Source organism: Leucobacter edaphi, from assembly GCF_016522535.1.
Taxonomy (GTDB): domain Bacteria; phylum Actinomycetota; class Actinomycetes; order Actinomycetales; family Microbacteriaceae; genus Leucobacter; species Leucobacter edaphi.
Genome location: NZ_JAEHOI010000006.1, coordinates 123,914 through 138,749, shown reverse-complemented (window position 1 = coordinate 138,749; position 14,836 = coordinate 123,914). Strand labels below are relative to the sequence as shown.

At 70.9% G+C, this 14,836-nt stretch carries 12 protein-coding genes; 5 read left to right on the top strand and 7 right to left on the bottom strand.

The window, feature by feature from the left end; genetic code table 11:
• Positions 1–78: 78 nt before the first annotated feature.
• Entirely contained in the window at positions 79–300 is a 222-nt protein-coding gene (locus JD292_RS07625; RefSeq protein ID WP_200132143.1) for a heavy-metal-associated domain-containing protein, read from the bottom strand.
• A 134-nt stretch (positions 301–434) separates the two neighbouring features.
• Positions 435–1,823 carry an amidase gene (locus JD292_RS07620; RefSeq protein ID WP_200132142.1) on the bottom strand — a complete coding sequence of 463 codons (1,389 nt, stop codon included), beginning with the start codon at positions 1,821–1,823 and terminating at the stop codon, positions 435–437.
• A gap of 127 nt (positions 1,824–1,950) precedes the next feature.
• Between JD292_RS07620 and JD292_RS07615 the strand changes: the two genes are divergently transcribed.
• From JD292_RS07615 to JD292_RS07595, 5 genes are read left to right on the top strand one after another with little or no spacing between them, the layout of a single operon-like run.
• A complete protein-coding gene (locus tag JD292_RS07615; protein ID WP_200132141.1) occupies positions 1,951–3,168 on the top strand; it encodes a metal ABC transporter substrate-binding protein in 1,218 nt (405 codons plus the stop codon).
• Positions 3,168–3,950 carry a metal ABC transporter ATP-binding protein gene (locus JD292_RS07610; RefSeq protein WP_200132140.1) on the top strand — a complete coding sequence of 261 codons (783 nt, stop codon included), beginning with the start codon at positions 3,168–3,170 and terminating at the stop codon, positions 3,948–3,950. The genes JD292_RS07615 and JD292_RS07610 overlap by 1 nt, the downstream gene beginning before the upstream one ends.
• Positions 3,950–4,849 carry a metal ABC transporter permease gene (locus tag JD292_RS07605; protein WP_369411190.1) on the top strand — a complete coding sequence of 300 codons (900 nt, stop codon included), beginning with the start codon at positions 3,950–3,952 and terminating at the stop codon, positions 4,847–4,849. Before JD292_RS07610 ends, JD292_RS07605 begins: the two co-directional genes overlap by 1 nt.
• Complete coding sequence (locus JD292_RS07600; RefSeq protein ID WP_200132139.1) at positions 4,846–5,715, top strand: metal ABC transporter permease; 870 nt, start codon at positions 4,846–4,848, stop codon at positions 5,713–5,715. The genes JD292_RS07605 and JD292_RS07600 overlap by 4 nt, the downstream gene beginning before the upstream one ends.
• A 25-nt stretch (positions 5,716–5,740) precedes the next feature.
• The gene (locus tag JD292_RS07595) at positions 5,741–6,151 is read left to right on the top strand and encodes a Fur family transcriptional regulator (RefSeq protein WP_200132138.1); all 411 of its coding nucleotides are present in this window, start codon (positions 5,741–5,743) and stop codon (positions 6,149–6,151) included.
• A gap of 66 nt (positions 6,152–6,217) precedes the next feature.
• Here JD292_RS07595 and JD292_RS07590 read toward each other — a convergent pair whose 3' ends face one another.
• The 5 genes from JD292_RS07590 to JD292_RS07570 all read right to left on the bottom strand — a co-directional run bounded on the left by JD292_RS07590 (position 6,218) and on the right by JD292_RS07570 (position 14,689).
• Positions 6,218–10,060 carry an efflux RND transporter permease subunit gene (locus JD292_RS07590; protein WP_200132137.1) on the bottom strand — a complete coding sequence of 1,281 codons (3,843 nt, stop codon included), beginning with the start codon at positions 10,058–10,060 and terminating at the stop codon, positions 6,218–6,220.
• 179 nt (positions 10,061–10,239) lie between these two features.
• Positions 10,240–11,055 carry an SGNH/GDSL hydrolase family protein gene (locus JD292_RS07585; RefSeq protein ID WP_200132136.1) on the bottom strand — a complete coding sequence of 272 codons (816 nt, stop codon included), beginning with the start codon at positions 11,053–11,055 and terminating at the stop codon, positions 10,240–10,242.
• An 80-nt stretch (positions 11,056–11,135) separates the two neighbouring features.
• Positions 11,136–12,467: an MFS transporter gene (locus tag JD292_RS07580; protein WP_200132135.1), complete on the bottom strand. Its 1,332-nt coding sequence runs from the start codon at positions 12,465–12,467 to the stop codon at positions 11,136–11,138.
• Positions 12,468–12,545: 78 nt separating this feature from the next.
• Positions 12,546–13,337, bottom strand: a complete 792-nt coding sequence (locus JD292_RS07575; protein WP_200132134.1) for an SDR family NAD(P)-dependent oxidoreductase — start codon at positions 13,335–13,337, stop codon at positions 12,546–12,548.
• Positions 13,338–13,384: 47 nt separating this feature from the next.
• Entirely contained in the window at positions 13,385–14,689 is a 1,305-nt protein-coding gene (locus JD292_RS07570) for an NAD(P)/FAD-dependent oxidoreductase (protein WP_200132133.1), read from the bottom strand.
• Between the last annotated feature and the right edge of the window lie 147 nt (positions 14,690–14,836).

The following is a 14,836-nucleotide window of genomic DNA, read 5'->3' as shown; positions in this document are numbered from 1 at the left end:
CTGTCCTCTCCTCGCGTGCTGGTGGGCTGGCGGGTGTGGGTGCGTGGCGGGCGGATGCGCTGGGGCGCGGGCCTGGACTCAGCTCCTGGCGGCGTCGTAGCCGGCCTCGTCGACGGCGGCGACGATGGCCTCGTCCGACACCTCGGCGGTTCGGGTGACGCGGAGGATCCCGCTGGCCGCGCTCACCTCGACGCCGCTCACCCCGGGGATTTCGCTGACCTCCGCGCGGATCGCCCCCTCGCAGTGGCCGCAGCTCATGCCGGTCACGGTGAATTCGGTGGTGGTCGCGGTGTCGCTCATGTGGTCCTCCCGGTGCGTGTCGACGGATGATCCGTACCTCGATTGTATACCCCCATGGGGTATCACGAAAGGCAACCCGGATGGAACCGCAGGTATTCCCGATCGGGCCGAAAAACGGTGCCGCGGATTGCGCGCTAGGTCGTCAGCTGCTCGGCGAGCTGCAGGAGCAGCACCTCGGAACCGGTGCGGCCGATGAGCTGCACGCCCATGGAGAGGCCGCTCGGCAGCGTCAGCATCGGAACGGCGATCGCCGGCAGCCCGGCCACGTTGACCATCGAGGTGTACGGCGCCCACTCGCACTGCAGCCGGTAGTCGTCGTCGGGATCGAGCTCGAGGAAAGCCCCGATCCTCGGCGGAACCATGGCAAGGCCAGGAGTGAGCACGACCTCGGTGCGCCCCCACTGCTCACGCATGCCGGCCGCGATCCCGCGCAGGATCTCGGCCGCCTCGCGATGCGCCAGGGGCCCCCGCGCCACCGCCCGCTCGCGAAAACGCGCCGTGAGCGGCATCAGGCGTTCCGCAGCCGCCGGGGGCACCCGGAGCTCGGCGAGACCGGACGTCCACACGCGAGAGAACGCCTCCGGATAGCGCGGATCGTGCCGGATCTCGGCCTCCGCGACGCGATGACCGAGTGCCGCGAGCCGCTCGGCCGCGAGCGCGTACGCCGCACGCGCCTCTGGGGAGAGTGGCACGGGATGGGCGGTTTCGAACGGCGAGGCATCGCTCATCGCAATCGCGACGCCCGTGACCTCCCCCGCCCGGTGCACCGCCTCGATCGCCGGTTCTCCCTGGGCGCCGCGCAGGGCGTCGAACAGCAGCGCGGCGTCGCGCGCGTCGCGGGCGATCGGGCCAGTGACCGCGAGCCGCGGCGCGCCGAAGTCGTCGTGCATGCCGCCGGACAGATCGGTGGGAACGGCGCCGAGCCCAGGCTTGAGCCCCACGAGCCCGCAGGCGAGCGCGGGAATCCGGATCGACCCCCCACCGTCCGTGCCCGGCGCAATGGGGAGCAGTCCCGCGGCGACCGCGGCTGCGCTGCCGCCCGAAGAACCGCCCGGCGTGCGCTCCCGGTCGAGTGGATTCCGCGCGGGGGGCGCAATGCGATTCTCGGAATAGCTGGTGAGGCCGAACTCGGGCACCTGCGTCTTTCCGAGCGTCACACAGCCGGCTGCGCGGAGTGTGGCGACCGCGGGGGAGTCCTGCGTCGCGACCCGATGCTGCAGCGCCGCGCTGCCGTGGGTCGTGCGGAATCCCGAGGCGTCCGACAGGTCCTTGTGGGCGATGGGCAGGCCCAGCAGGCGGGCCGCTGACGGCGCGGGATCGTGGTCGTGGCGGGCCGCGATCAGGCGCGCGTCCGCGGCGTCGGCGTCATCAATGGCCCGATCCCCGTCGATGCTGACGAAGGCCCCGAGCGCGCGCTCCGCCTCGATCCTGGCGAGATACGCCGAGGTCGCCTCCCGCGCGGAGAGGTCTCCCCGCCGGAGGGCGTCTCGCAGGGCGATCGCGGACCCGGGCAGCTCGCTCATCCTCCCAGCCTACGCGCGGATCGCGTCGGGCAGGCGGTGCCTCGGACGCCCCGCACCCCCGCGCTTGTTGCGAACGGTTCTCACGAGACGCTAGAGTGAGACTCGTTCTCATTTAGAAAGTACCCATATGCATCCGAACTCTCGCAAGACCACCCCCCTTCGCCTCGCAGGAGCCGTTGGGGCGCTCGCCGCAACGCTTCTCCTCGCCTCCTGTTCCGGCGGCCCAGCGGGCGCCTCCGACGGACCGGAGGGCAAGCTCAAGGTCGTCGCGACGACCACCCAGCTCCAGGACTTCGCCGCCGAGGTGGGCGGCGACGACATCGAGCTCACCGGGCTGCTCCAGCCCGGTGCCTCCGCGCATCACTTCGATCCCTCCCCCGCGGATCTGCTGGCGCTCTCGAAAGCCGACGTGCTCGTCGTGAACGGCGCGAACCTCGAGGCCTTCGTTGATAGCGCGGTGCAGGCGTCCGGGTTCTCCGGCAAGATCGTCACCGCCGCGGACGGCGTCGACCTCGAGGCCGCGAAGGAGATCACGAAGGAGAGCGGAGCCGCCGGCGGCGACGGCCACGATCACTCCCACGCGGGCGAGGGCGCTGGCGGCGATGCCCACGCGCACGCCGAGGGTGAGACCCACGCTGAGGGTGACGCCCACGCGCACGCCGAGGGTGAGACCCACGCGCACGCTGAGGGTGAGACCCACGCGCACGGCGCAGAAGAGTCCCACTCCCACGAGGGTGAGGGCGGCGCCGAGGCCGGGCACTCCCACGACCACGGCGATCTGAACCCCCACATCTGGACCTCGCCGAAGCTCGCCGAGGGAATGGTGAACGAGGTCGCGTACGGCTTCGAGCAGGCCGACCCGAAGCACAAGGCCGAGTACCAGGAGCGTGCGAAGGCCTACACGGAGCGGCTGCACGCCCTCGACGAGTGGACCGCAGCGCAGTTCGCGCGCGTCCCGGCGGCGGAGCGCGTCCTCGTGAGCGGTCACAACTCGATGACCTACTACCTGCACGACTACGGCATCGAGTTCGCCGGCTCGATCCTGCCCTCCTTCGAGGACAACGCGGAGCCGAGCGCCGCAGACGTCGACGCACTCGTGGCGAAGATCAAGGAAAAGCACGTCAAGGCTGTCTTCGTGGAGTCGTCCATGAGCCCCAAGCTCGCGCAGACGATCGCGAAGGAGGCCGGCGTGAAGGTGGTCGACGCGGAGACCCTGTACGCGGACTCGCTCGGCAAGCCCGGCACCGAATCGGGCACCTACATCGGGGCCACGATCTCCAACACGCAGACCATTCTGGACGCCTGGGGGGCCAAGACCGACAAGGTGCCGGATACGATCAACTGATGAGCGAGGCGATTTCACTGCGGAATGCGGCGTTCGGCTACGCCGGCGCCACGCGAGTCGAGGGGCTGACGCTCGACGTTCCGAGCGGCTCGGCCGTCGCACTCATCGGCCCGAACGGGTCGGGAAAGTCGACGCTGCTCCGGGGCATCCTCGGCCTCGCCGAGCGCACCGCCGGCACGATCACGGTGCTCGGCACCACGCCGGAGCGCGCCCGCCCGCGCGTGGGATCGCTCCCGCAGGCGGACACCCGCGACGCGACGCTGCCCATCACCGTCCGCCAGGTCGTCACGATGGGGCTGTACCGCAGCCGCGGTGCACTCCGCCCCATCGGGGGCGGGGGCCGCGCGGCCGTCGCGTCCGCCCTCGCGAGGGTCGGGCTCGACGGCTTCGCGGGCCGCCGCTTCGGCGAGCTGTCCGGCGGTCAGCAGCAGCGCGCCATCCTCGCGCGAGCCCTCGTGGCCGATCCCGCGCTCCTTCTCCTCGACGAACCGTTCAACGGGCTCGATCGCGAGAACCGCGACGTGCTCCTCGAGCTCGTCCGCGAACTACGCGCGGAGGGCCGCACGGTCCTCGTTTCGACGCACGATCTCGAGATCGCGAAGGAGGCGTGCACCCACGCCCTTCTCCTCGCGAGCGGGCACCGACCGGAGCAGCCCGGGCATCCCGCGGCGTTCGGCCCGCTCGACGAGGCGCTCACCCTGGATCACGTGCAGCACGCCTTCCACGACACGACCGTCGAGCTCGACCACCACACGGTCACCACGACACGGGAGACGGAATAGTGCCGCCGATCGGGGATCCCTTCGCAGGATTCGGCCCGGTCGAGGTGTTCGCGCTGCCCTTCATGTGGCGCGCCCTCCTCACGGTTGTCGTGCTCGCGATCGCCGCGGGCATCGTGGGCCTCTTCATCAGCTTCCGCGAACTGGAGTTCGTGAGCGACGGCCTCGTTCACGCGGTCTTCCCCGGCCTGGTCGTCGGCTCCGCCGTCGCCGGGACAAGCGGCATCCTGCCCGGCGCGGCCATCGCCGCGGTCGCGGCCGCCGTGCTCTTCACCGTGCTCGAACGCCGGGGCGGGGTCGGCGCCGACTCGGCCATCGCCGTCGTGCTCACGGGCCTCTTCAGCCTCGGCGTTGTCCTCGTTTCGAAGCAGGAGGGCTACGTTTCCCAGCTGCAGGATCTCCTGTTCGGACGCCTCCTCACGGTCACGGAGGAGCAGTTCTGGCAGATCGTGGTCGTCGCCGTCCTCGCTTGCGCCGTCGTGATCGTCACCTGGCGGGCGCAGCTCTTCCGGGCCTTCGACCCCGCCGGAGCAGAGGCCGTCGGCTACCGCCCGCTCGCAGCCGACCTGTCGCTCGGCGTCGCCGTCGCGCTGCTCGTCGTCGCCGGAGTGCAGGCCCTCGGCGTGCTCATGGTGATCGCTCTGCTCACCGTGCCGATGGCCGCGGCCCGGCTGCTCACTCGCCGCTTCGCGCTCCTGATCCCGCTGGCGATCGCGCTTCCCCTGCTCGCGGGCCTCTTCGGCCTGTGGGGCTCCTTCGAACTGTCCGTCGGCTTCCAGGCGACCGTGTCGCCCGGTGCCGTCGTCGTCCTCCTGCTCGTATCGCTCTACGGCGTCGCCGCCGCGTTCCGCGCGCTCGGCGGCACCGGCAGGCGTCGCGCGAAGGGTGGGGCCGCCGCATGAGCTACTTCGCCCTCGCCGCCCTCGAACTCGCCCTCCTCGGCCTCCTCTCCGGGGCTGCCGGCACGCTCATCGTGCTCCGGCGCAGGTCCTTCTTCGCCGTGGCGCTCAGCCACGCCACCTTCCCCGGCGGCGTCGTGTTCGCGATCGCGGGCTGGAACCTCCTGATCGGGCAAGCGCTCTTCGCCGGGCTGCTCGTGGTGCTCATGACCCTGCTCTCGCGCCTTCCCGGACAGGGCAGGCAGGTCGCTTCCGGCGTCGTGCTGTCCTTCGGCTTCGCGCTCGGGACCCTCCTCGCGAGCCTCAACCCGGGACTCGGCATCCCCGTTGAGGCCCTTCTCGTTGGCTCGCCGCTCGGCGTCGCGCCGAGCGACGTCGCCACCACGGCGATCGTGCTCGTCGCGGTCGTCGCCGTCCTCGCGCCCTCGGCGCGGCGGATCCTGTTCCACACCTTCGACCCGGTCGGATTCGCCGCGGCGGGATTCCGCACCTGGCCCGTCGAGCTCATCGTGACGGGTGTCATCGCGGCGTCCGTGGTCGTCGCGATGCCGGCGGTCGGCGTGATCCTCGGTGTCGCGGTGCTCATCGCCCCCGCCGCCGCAGCGCGCGTGCTCGCCCCCAGTGTCGTCTGGATCCCGCCGATTGCCGCTCTCATCGGGGTTGGAGGCGGCCTCGCCGGCCTCTGGGCATCCCGTGAATTCTCGATCGCCGCGGGCGGTTCGGTCGGGCTCGCCGTGACCGCGTGCTTCCTGCTCGCCCTCGCCTTCGACGGGGCCCGCCGCGCGCTGCGCCGCCGCGGTGGCCGCGGCGCCCGGCGTTCGCCCGCGGCAGATAGCCTGAAGAGCCAGGGTTTCGCTACGGTGGAGTGACATCGTCGGGCAACAGAGGAGCATCATGCAGCCCAAGCGGAACACGTGGCAGCGCGAAGCGGTGCGAGCGAGCCTCGCGCAGGCGCGCGGGTTCGTGAGCGCGCAGCAGCTCCACCAGGCGTTGCGCGACGGGGGCTCCACGATCGGGCTCGCCACCGTCTATCGCACCCTCGCGAGCCTCGTCGAGACGGACGAGGCCGACACGCTGCAGTCACCCGAGGGCGAGAGCCTCTACCGCTCCTGCGCCACGAAGGGGCACCATCACCACCTCATCTGCCGCGGTTGCGGGGACACGGTGGAGCTGTCGGCGAACCTCGTGGAGGAGTGGAGCCAGCGCGTCGGTGCCGAGCACGGCTTCACCGAGATCGATCACGTCGTCGACCTGTTCGGGCTGTGCGCACGCTGCCGCGCCAAGGGCGACGGCGCGGCAGCGTAGCGCGGGGACGATCCGCGGGCCCCGCGGGCCGCGCGGACGCCTCTCGGGCCGCGCGGGCCTCGCGGATCAGCGCACGGGGCGGGTCGACTCGTCCGGATCCTCCGGGTCCTCGGCTCCGGGCCGCGCCGCGTGATCCGGCCCGTCGGACCGCTCCGAACCCCCGGATCCCACCGCATTTCGCGGCCCGGTGGGCGCGGTGACCGTGGCCGACGCGGAGCCGCGCTCGGACGGGTCCCGCTGGTCGAAGAGCCCCTCGAGCTCGGTCGTCGGCGCCTCGGCCCCGGCGGGCGCCAGCTTCGCCGCACCCGAGGACCAGCTCGAACCGAATGAGCGCGCCGACGGTGCCGGCATTCCCGCGAGTGCCGCGGCCTTCCGCTCGGCCCGGTCCGCGCGCCGCGCGAGTCGCCGCTCGCGGCCGCCCTCCACGAGCGTGTAGAGCACGGGAACGAGGACGAGGGTGAGGAGCGTCGACGAGATCAGGCCGCCGATCACCACGATCGCGAGCGGCTTCGAGATGAAGACGCCGCCGCCCGTGAGCCCGAGCGACATCGGGATCAGCGCGAAGATCGTCGCCGCGGCCGTCATGAGGATCGGGCGGAGCCGGAGGCGCGTGCCGTGCTCGACCGCCTCGGCGAGCGGGGCACCCGCCGCGCGGAGCCGGTTCACGAGGTCCATGAGCACGATCGCGTTCGTCACCACGATGCCGATGAGCATGAGCAGGCCGATCATCGCGGGAAGTCCGAGCGGGGTGCCCGTCACGAGGAGACCCAGCAGCGCGCCGGTCGCGGCGAACGGGATCGAGACGAGCAGGATGAACGGTCCGCGGAAGCTGCGGAACGTCGCCACCATGACGATCATCACGAGGAGGATCGCGGCGAGCATCGCGGCGCCGAGCTGCGCGAACGCGTCGTCTTGCTCCGCGCTCACACCGCCGACGTCGAAGGAGGCGCCCGCCGGGAGCTTCGTGTCCTTCGTCGCCTTCGCGATCGCGGCGTTCGCGGCCTCGAGCTCGCCCTTCTTGGGCGTCACGCTGAGGGTGACCTGGCGCTCGCCGTCGGCGCGCGTGATCACGGGGGCGACCTTCTCCTCGGACACCGTTGCGATCGTGCGCAGCGGGATCGCCTTGCCCGTCACCTCGGTCGCGGCCTTCTGCTCCTTCTCCGCCGCCTGCTGCTCCTCGAACTGGGCGGCCTGATCCGAACGGGACTTCTGGAGGGCCGCGATCTGCTCGTCCATGCCCTCGATCCCGGACTGGGCGCCCGAGATCGCGCTCTCCAGCTGCGCGAGCTGTTCGGCGCGCTGCTGCTGCGCGTCCACCTGCGCCTGCTGCTGCGGCGACTGCGGCCGCTCGGGCACGATCGGCGCACGGCTGAGCTCGCCCAGCTGGGTGTTGAGCTGACCGAGCTGGTTCACCAGATCGGCTCGCTGCGCTGCGGCCTCGTTGAGCTGCTTCGTGATCTCCGCGTCGGCGTCGAGGCGCGCCTGCTCGGCCTCCGCCTCGGCCTTCTTCTGCAGCCGGTCGCTCGCGGCCTTCTGCGCCGCGGCCGTCTGCTGGGGCGTGACGGGGAGCAGGATCTCGCCGAGCTCCGAGGCGGAGCGCGCCGACTTCGGGGTCACCATGACGATGTCCCTGTCCTGGCCGCCGAGCGTGATCTTGCCGATCGTCTCGCCCTCGAGCGCGGCCTGGACGGCCTTCGCAACGCTCACCTGGTCGAAGCCGAGCTGCGCCGCCTTAGCCTGGTTGAGTTTGACGCTCATGGTGGGCTGATCACCGGAGATGTCGCTCTTCACGGAGCGGACGCCCGGCGCGTCCTTCAGCTGCTTCTCGAGGAGGTCGCTCGCCTGCTTGAGCGCGGTCGGGTCGGAGCCGCGGATGTTGAGGGCGATGCCGCCGCCCGAGGCGTCGGTGAACGAGTCCTGCGTGAGGACCGAGAGCTCGCCCGCATCGGGGAGCCGCTTCGTCTCGGCCTCGACGGCGTCGGTGACGACGGTCGCGTCAACGCCCTTGTCGAGCAGCAGTTCGTAGGAGACCGTCTGCTTCTCGCCCGGGGTGGCGAGCGGAATCGTCGTCATGACGTCGCGCACACCGTCGATCTTGCGGAAGGACTCCTCGATCGGGGAGACGGACTCGACGAGCTCCTTCGTGTCGGGAGCTCCCTGCTTCGCGCTCGCCGGGGTCTGCTCCACGCGGATGCTCTCCGCGCCCGAGGACCCCAGGAAGTCCTGCTTGATCAGGGAACTCATGACGAAGGTGAGAACGAGGATCAGGGCGGACGCCACGAGCGTGATGACGGGGTGGCGCCGCGTCGTGTTGAGCGCGGGCATGATTGCGCGCTGCAGCCGGTCGGGGGCGGTGTGGATCTCGTCGAGCTCGGAAGGGATCGCTGCGGGGTCTCCCGCGGCAACGCCGGCGGCGCCAGGGGCCGCGGCGTGCGCCTTCGCCGGCCGGTTGCGCAGGAACCAGAACGCCATCACGGGCACGATCGTGAGCGCCACGAGCAGCGACGCGAGCAGCGCGATCGTCACGGTGACGGCGAACGGGCGGAACAACTGCCCCGCGATGCCAGACACGAAGGCGATCGGCAGGAACACCGCGACCGTGGTCAGCGTGGACGCCGTGATCGCCCCGGCGACCTGGCGGACCGAGGCGACGACGGCCTCGATCGTGAGCGGCCCGGTTCCCCGCCGCCTGCTGATGTTCTCGATCACGACGATCGAGTCGTCGACGACGCGGCCGATCGCGATCGTGAGGGCGCCGAGGGTGAGGATGTTCAGGGTGTTGTCGCTCCACCACAGGCCGACGAGGGTGATGAGGAGGGAGAGCGGGATCGAAACCGCGGCGATCACGGTGGAGCGCCATGACCCCAGGAACGCGAGGATGACGAGGACCGCGAAGAGCAGGCCGAGTGCGCCCTCGACGGAGAGGTCGTGGATCGACTGCTCGATGTAGGGGGCCTGGTCGAAGATGGGAACGAAGTCCGCCTTGAGGCCGGGCGCGAGCCGATCGAGTTCGGCGTGGACGCCGTGCGAGATGTCGACCACGTTCGCGCCGCGGTTCGGGGTGACCTGCAGGGTGAGGGCGTCCTTGCCGTTCACGCGGGAAATGGTGGTCGCTGGCACCGTTTCGTTCGTGACGTCGGCGAAGTCCGACAGCAGTACGGCGCCGTCGGCGGTCGGGACCGGTAGGTTCTTGAGGTCGTCGATCGAGGTGATGCCCGTGCCGACGGAGACCGACAGCGGGCCGTCCTTCGAATCGGCCTGGCCCGCCGGCACCGCGGCGCCGTGGGACTCGAGGATCGGCTGGAGCTGCGCCGTCTCGACCTTGTGCTTCGTCACGTCGCCCGGACGCAGCGCGATCTGCACGCGCTGTTCGGCGCGGCCCGCGAGCTCGACGCGCTGCACCCCGGGAACGCTCTGCAGCGCGGGGACGACCGTGGCCTGGAGCGCATCGGCGAACTCGGTGGGATCGCCCGAGGTGCCGGCGCTCAGCATCATGGCCGGTATGTCCTCGGAGCCGCCGGAGAAGACCTGGACCTCGGATCCGGCCGGGAGCGTGCGCTTGAGGGTGTCGCTCGCGCCCCGGATCGCCCGCATCGTCTCGTCGTCGTCCACCGAGGTCGGCCACTCGACCGTGAGCTCGGCGTTGCCGCTTCGCGTCGACGAGGACACCTTCTTCACGCCGGGGATGGCGCGGAGAGCCTGCTCGGCGGGCTCGGTGACGGTGTGCGACATCTCCTCGGGCGCGAGCCCGGGGGACTGCGCGGACACGTAGGCCACCGGCATCTGCATCGAGGGCATGAGCTCCTGTTTGAGCGCGCCCATGGAGAAGAGGCCGACGATGGCGATCGCGATCGTGATGAGTCCGACGATCAATCGGTTCTTCAGGCTGGCGCGTGTGAGGAGGAACATGGTGCCTTTCGTGGGTACGGATCGGACGACCCTTCCACACTGGCGCAGCAGACGCCCCACGGCATCGCACTCAGGTACCACTCACCTCGTGCTCAGGGATGAGATTTTCTCACCCCATTGGAGGACTGTTTCGTTACGTGAAGTTGCGATAAGATGACGGCCCGGATCAGGGTCCGAGATCAGCGCCCGAAATCAGCGCCGGGACGCCCGCCGGAGGCCGGCTCGACACGCACCCAATCAGGAAACTTCGCCGAGCGCCCGTCGCCGCTCGAGCGCCCCGTCAGGCGGCGCTGGATCCAGGGCAGCACGTGCTCGCGCGTGTACCGCATCTGCTCCCTGCGGCCGGGACGCGGGATCGGCTCCGCCGAGAGGACCCAGTGCGCCGGCGGCTCGTACCCGAGACCGCGGAGGACGTTCGCGGCCACCCTGCGGTGCCCGATCGGCGCGAGGTGGAGCCGATCGTTCGACCAGTACTGCCGGTGCGCGAGCTCGGGGTCGCTCCAGTTGTCGACGAAGCGGATCCCGAGCCGGTCCGCGATCCCCCGAGCGGCCACCACGAGCTCGTCGCCCTTCGCCTTGACGCGGCCCCCGCCGGGAAGCCCCGCGGTGGGGTTGGCGCCGGCGAGGAGCAGCGGCTCGGAACCGGCCTCGAGGATCCGGCGCATCGCCCCCTCCGTCTCGGCCGAGATCCAGGGGATATCCGTGCCGGGGCGCAGCATGTCGTTGCCGCCCCCGTTGAAGCTCACGAGCGTCGGCGCGGGGGACAGGTCGAGAGCGGGAAGCAGCTGCTCGGCGATGATCGGGCCGAGCAGACGGCCGCGGATCGCGAGGTTCGCGTACCGCACCGGCTTGCCGGACACCTCCGCGAGCCCCTCGGCCACGAGATCGGCCCACCCGCGCACCCCGCCGTCTGGCAGGTCATCGCCGACCCCCTCCGTGAAGCTGTCGCCGATCGCGACATAGCGGATCTCATCTCCCGGGAGCTGCGCGGACATGCCACCCACCTTATGCGGAAGAACAGCGCGGCGCCCGTGACAATCGTGTGTCACGGGCGCCGCTCAGCCTCGAGGAGGGATCAGGCGTGCACCTCCTGGCCGCTCTCGCGGCGCGCGGCCGCGGGAGCGAGCCACATCGAGACGAAGCTGATCAGGCCCATGAACGCGATGTATGCCGCGATGGGCCACCAGGCGCCATCAAAGAGCGCGTAGAGGCCGGTCGCGATGAAGGGCGAGAGGCCGCCCGCGAACACGGCGGCGACCTGGTAGCCGATCGACACGGCGCTCGTGCGGATCTCGGTGGGGAAGAGCGAGCCCATGATCACGGGCTCGAGTGCGAACATGACGCAGGCGATGCCGATCGTGATCGTCATCGCGATCGTGATCGTCACGAAGTTGCCCGTGTTGAACATGAGGAAGTACGGGAAGGCGATCGCGATCGACGCTGCCGCCGCCCACAGGAACATCTTCCGGTGCCCCATCGACTCGGACCATCGCCCGAACAGGGGAATCAGCACGAACTCGACGAGCGCGCAGATGAGCACGGCGTTCAGGATGATCGTCCGATCGAGCCCCAGGGCCTCGACGCCGTAGGTGATCGAGAACACGGTCACCACGTAGAACGTCGAGTTCTCGGAGAAGCGCGTGCCGGCGGCCGCGAGGATCGTGCGCCAGTGGCCACGCACCGCGACCGCGAGCGGCATCTTCTGGACGCGACCGCTCTCGACCACCTCCTGGAAGGCGGGCGACTCCTCGATCGAGATCCGGATTACGAGGCCAACGATCACGAGCAGGAAGCTCGCGAGGAAGGGCAGGCGCCAGCCCCACGAGAGGAACTGCTCCTCGGGGAGCAGCGCGAGCAGGCTGAACGCCCCGGTCGACAGGATCGTACCGACCGGCACGCCCATCTGGGGAATCGAACCGAAGAAGCCCTTCTTCCCGGACGGCGCGTGCTCGACGCTCATCATGACCGCGGCGCCCCACTCACCGCCGACGCCGATGCCCTGGATCAGGCGCAGCGTGACCAGCAGGATCGGGGCCCAGACGCCGATCGTGGCGTAGCCGGGGAGGAGGCCGATCGCCGCGGTCGCGAAGCCCATGATGAGGAGCGTAGTGACCAGGACTTTCTTGCGGCCGATCTTATCGGCGAGGTTGCCGAAGATTGCGCCGCCGAGAGGCCGAGCGGCGAAACCGACGCCGAAGGAACCGAACGCGAGCAGCGTGCCAATGATCGGTTCCTCGCTCGGGAAAAAGACCGTGCCGAACACGAGGGCCGACGCGGTTCCGTAGAGGAAGAAGTCGTACCACTCGATGCTCGTGCCGATGAAGCTCGCGAGCGCGACCTTGCGCGGCGAGCCCGACTTTCTAGCGCGGGTGTTCGGTGAGGTGGGGTGAGCTGCGAAGCCTGCCACGGTGCATCATCGCCTTTCGGGGTGCGGGGTTAAACGGGGGTCGGTCAAGATTTGCGGGGGAAACGGTTTCGCGGAGGGTCACAGCCGCGGAGCGAGCTGCAGCCCGCCCGCAACGTGTAGCACCTCGCCCGTGATGAACGCGGCATCGGGGCCCGCGAAGAACGCGACCGCCGCCGCGACCTCGTCCGGGGTGGCCACACGGCCGAGCGGTGCGGCCTCCGCATAGCGGCGGAAGTTCTCATCGCGCGAGTCGCCCATGCCCATCGAGTCGACGAGCGGGGTGTCGACGGGGCCGGGAGCCACGACGTTGGAGGTGCCGCCCGTGGGGCCGAGGGCCTGGACCACGGTCCGGCAGAGGCCAACGATCCCGGCCTTCGACGCGGTGTACGCGGGGTTGCCTCCCGCGAGCCACGTGCGCGAGCCGACCATCACGACGCGCGCCGCCGGGGAGCGGCGCAGCGCCTCGGCCGACTCGGCGCACATCAGGTAGGCGCCGCGCAGGTTGATCGCGATCGTGCGGTCCCAGTCGGCGAGGCTCGTCGTGTCGAGGCCGCCGACGGGGGAGTAGCCCGCGTTGTTAACGAGGATGTCGATCCGGCCCTTCGCCGCGAGGACCTCGGCGATCGCCGCCGAGATGGAGGCCTCGTCCGCGAGGTCCACGCGAACGGCGCTCGCGTCGCCGAGCTCGGCGGCGACGCGCTCGGCCGCCGCGAGATCGAGGTCGGCGATCACGACGTGATTTCCCGCGGCGACGAGCCTGCGAGAGATCGCGGAGCCGAACGCGCCAGCGCCGCCGGTCACGATCGCGATCGGCTTCCCTGAAGCGGCCTCCGTCTCGAGGGAGGGGGTGCCGGGTGCGGTGTCGTTCACGATGCTGTCCTTTCGGGAGATTGCGGGGAAGCTGGGGGTGAGGAGGGTCAAGAGGGGAGGGCGAACGGACGGAGATCGACGTCTGCGCCCGAGACGCGCGGGGGCTCGCCCGCGACGAGCGCCGCGACGATGTCGCCCGTCACGGGGCCGAGTGACAGCCCGTGCATGTTGTGGCCGGACGCGACCACGATGCGCGGATCGCCGGGAAGCGCCGAGATGATCGGGAGCCCGCTGCCGGTCATCGGCCGCGGACCCACCCAGTGCTCGCTCGTCGCATCCCAGTCGATCCCGCGCAGGAAGCGGGAGGCGCGGTGTGCGAGATGCGCCTCGCGCGCGGGCTCGCTGCGGTCGTGGCTGCCGTCGAAATCCATGAGCCCGACGATTCGGAGCCGCCCGTTCATGGGGATCGCGACCGTGCGCTCCGCGAGGGAGCCGAGCAGGTGGGTCGGAAGCGACTCGGACTCGACCGTGAAGCTGTATCCCCGACCGGGGCGCACGCGGAGCCGCGCCGGCACGCGGATTCCGCTCGCCGAGAGGAGCGCGTCGGTGCGTGAGCCGGCGGCCACGATGACGGACTGGGCGGTGAGCAGGCGTTCCCCGCTCGCGGACCGGGTGAGCACCGCGGGACGTGAGCCGCCGTGGATCACGGTCGTCGCGGCGACGCCGGAGACGAAGCGCGCGCCCAGCTCGGTGAGCCTGGCGATGAGCTCGTCGACGAACAGGCCGGGGTCGATGAACCGCTCGGTCGGGGCGATGTAGGCCGCGTTCACGCTCGCTGCGAGCAGCGGTTCCGCCTCGCGTACCTCGGCACCGCGGAGGATCGGCTCGGGGTGCGCAACGCCGAGATGGTCTGCCCGGGCGATGAGCGATCGGCGGTGGGCCTCGAGCACCCGCTCGTCGGGGTGCGTGTAGAGGTAGCCCGTCCCGCCGCCGGCGAGCGCGAAGCCCTCGGCGGCGAGCGCGTCGTACGCCGCGAATGCGCCGCGGGCGAGCTGGTCGAGGGCCCGGGCGCCCGCGGCGACCCGCCTCGGCGCGCAATGGGCGAGAAAGGACAGGCCGAACGGGACCAGGCGGGGAAGCGCGAGGGGAGAAATGTTCAGGTAGTGCGTGCGGGAGAGCACCCCGCGAAGCGTTTCGGCCGCCATCGCCGGACCAGCGAGCGGCAGCGCGTTGAGCGGCGTGATCTCCCCGGCATTCCCGCGGGCGGCGCCGGAGCCGGGTCGCTCGCGATCGATGATCGTCACGCTGCGTCCGGCGCGCGCGAGCGCGTGCGCGCTGAGCAGCCCGATGAGTCCGCCGCCGACCACGATGACCTCCGTGTCGGCTGCGCGCGCGGCGGGTGCGGACGGCATCGTTCCTCCTGGATCCCGGCCCGTCCACGGCTGCCGTGCGAACGAACCTCGCTGTTCGGTGGGCCTCACGCACGTCGGCGTCGCACCCGGTCTTGCCCAGCCTGTCAGCGAATGAGCGCGCTCGAGCAGGCCATCCTGGCGAATGCC

Excerpts from the sequence above, each read along its gene's own strand:
- JD292_RS07595 (WP_200132138.1), top strand. The coding sequence starts at position 5,741 with ATGCAGCCCAAGCGGAACACGTGGCAGCGCGAAGCGGTGCGAGCGAGC.
- JD292_RS07610 (WP_200132140.1), top strand. The coding sequence starts at position 3,168 with ATGAGCGAGGCGATTTCACTGCGGAATGCGGCGTTCGGCTACGCCGGC.
- JD292_RS07625 (WP_200132143.1), bottom strand. The coding sequence starts at position 300 with ATGAGCGACACCGCGACCACCACCGAATTCACCGTGACCGGCATGAGC.
- JD292_RS07590 (WP_200132137.1), bottom strand. The coding sequence starts at position 10,060 with ATGTTCCTCCTCACACGCGCCAGCCTGAAGAACCGATTGATCGTCGGA.
- JD292_RS07570 (WP_200132133.1), bottom strand. The coding sequence starts at position 14,689 with ATGCCGTCCGCACCCGCCGCGCGCGCAGCCGACACGGAGGTCATCGTG.
- JD292_RS07615 (WP_200132141.1), top strand. The coding sequence starts at position 1,951 with ATGCATCCGAACTCTCGCAAGACCACCCCCCTTCGCCTCGCAGGAGCC.
- JD292_RS07620 (WP_200132142.1), bottom strand. The coding sequence starts at position 1,823 with ATGAGCGAGCTGCCCGGGTCCGCGATCGCCCTGCGAGACGCCCTCCGG.
- JD292_RS07600 (WP_200132139.1), top strand. The coding sequence starts at position 4,846 with ATGAGCTACTTCGCCCTCGCCGCCCTCGAACTCGCCCTCCTCGGCCTC.
- JD292_RS07585 (WP_200132136.1), bottom strand. The coding sequence starts at position 11,055 with ATGTCCGCGCAGCTCCCGGGAGATGAGATCCGCTATGTCGCGATCGGC.